This window comes from Pseudomonas meliae, assembly GCF_001400515.1.
In the GTDB taxonomy this organism is placed as follows: domain Bacteria; phylum Pseudomonadota; class Gammaproteobacteria; order Pseudomonadales; family Pseudomonadaceae; genus Aquipseudomonas; species Aquipseudomonas amygdali.
In genome coordinates, this window is the sequence record NZ_LJQT01000228.1 from 1 (window position 1) to 1,620 (window position 1,620).

Genomic DNA, 1,620 nt, shown 5'->3' on the forward strand with positions numbered 1-1,620 from the left:
CGGCTACTTCAGACCTTCCCCAAGGGAAACCTGTAGATCCATTGGGATTTTTGCCACGTCGTTGATAGTTGCCAGCCTGTTCCGGGCGTATTAGGAACAGGCTCAAGTGTTGCCATGGAATCAGGCGATACTGGAGCTTGAGGTCGAACTCACCAAAGGACTAAAACAATGGCTCTTGGCAACGAAGCGCCGGAGTTTGACATCGATGATGAAGTGCTCCTTATGGAAGCCGGCATTGTCCTGAAGGAAGCGTCAAACGAGAAGCAGCCACCCGCTGCCTCCGGACGCGCCAAGGTCAAGCATTCAACATCGCTCAAACAACACAAGTACATTGAATACACGCGGGCGCTTGATGCTACCCAGCTGTACCTCAATGAAATCGGTTTTTCTCCTCTACTATCCCCGGAAGAAGAAGTTCATTTTGCGCGTCTGTCGCAAAGTGGAGACCCGGCCGGGCGTAAACGCATGATTGAAAGCAATCTGCGTCTGGTAGTTAAAATTGCCAGACGTTATGTCAATCGTGGGCTGTCATTGCTTGACCTGATCGAGGAGGGCAACCTGGGGTTGATTCGGGCGGTTGAAAAATTCGACCCTGAACGCGGCTTTCGTTTTTCCACCTACGCCACCTGGTGGATTCGCCAGACCATCGAACGCGCGATCATGAATCAGACCCGGACCATCCGGCTGCCGATTCACGTCGTCAAGGAGTTGAATGTTTATCTGCGCGCGGCCCGAGAGCTGACCCAGAAGCTGGATCATGAACCTTCTCCCGAAGAAATCGCCAATCTGCTGGAAAAACCGGTAGATGAGGTCAAGCGCATGCTCGGTCTCAACGAGCGTGTCTCGTCGGTGGACGTCTCGCTGGGGCCTGATTCGGACAAGACGCTGCTCGACACCTTGACCGACGATCGTCCGACCGACCCCTGTGAGCTGCTGCAGGACGATGATCTGTCCCAGAGCATCGATCAATGGTTGTCTGAGTTGACCGAGAAGCAACGGGAGGTTGTCATCCGTCGCTTTGGCTTGCGCGGACATGAAAGCAGCACACTTGAAGATGTAGGGCTTGAGATCGGTCTGACGCGTGAGCGGGTCAGGCAGATTCAGGTTGAAGGGCTCAAGCGCCTGCGTGAGATCCTTGAAAAAAACGGCTTGTCCAGCGAGTCTCTCTTCCAGTAACCAACCCCTCGTAATGTCAATCCAGGGCCGATATAACACAGAGTGTGTATATCGGCCTTTTTATATATCTTTCGTTATTTGAATGTCGTAGGTCAATGCGCCTGCTCGGCCTTTCAGCTTTCAAAGCCTGTAAGTCATTGCGTACGGTTGCTGTAAGTCATTCAGGTAACAACAGTGAGGCTTGTCGCCAAACAGCTGTGTTTACGGATTTAACACGTTGTTTTAAATAGAGATTATATTTTTAAGGTGATTGACATGGAAATATCCTGGAGCGTTTGAGATGTTGCTCTGCGGGTTTAAATCTCTAATATCGAAGCTGTGCCAACGGACAGGCACAGGCCATCAAGGATGACGGTCAAGGACATCGCAGGATGCGATTCATCAGGATGATGACAACGGAATACAGGGATCAGGGATAAAATGTGGGCGGGTCATACCGCCCCA

At 51.6% G+C, this 1,620-nt stretch carries 1 protein-coding gene; it reads left to right on the top strand.

The genetic code is table 11. The features are described from left to right. Positions 1–168 precede the first annotated feature (168 nt). On the top strand, positions 169–1,176 hold the full coding sequence (rpoS, locus tag ALO64_RS10070; RefSeq protein WP_044344272.1) for an RNA polymerase sigma factor RpoS: 1,008 nt from the start codon (positions 169–171) through the stop codon (positions 1,174–1,176). The last annotated feature ends 444 nt before the right edge of the window (positions 1,177–1,620 follow it).

What these genes read in the sequence shown, in the direction of transcription:
- rpoS (WP_044344272.1), top strand. Translation starts at nt 169, where the DNA reads ATGGCTCTTGGCAACGAAGCGCCGGAGTTTGACATCGATGATGAAGTG.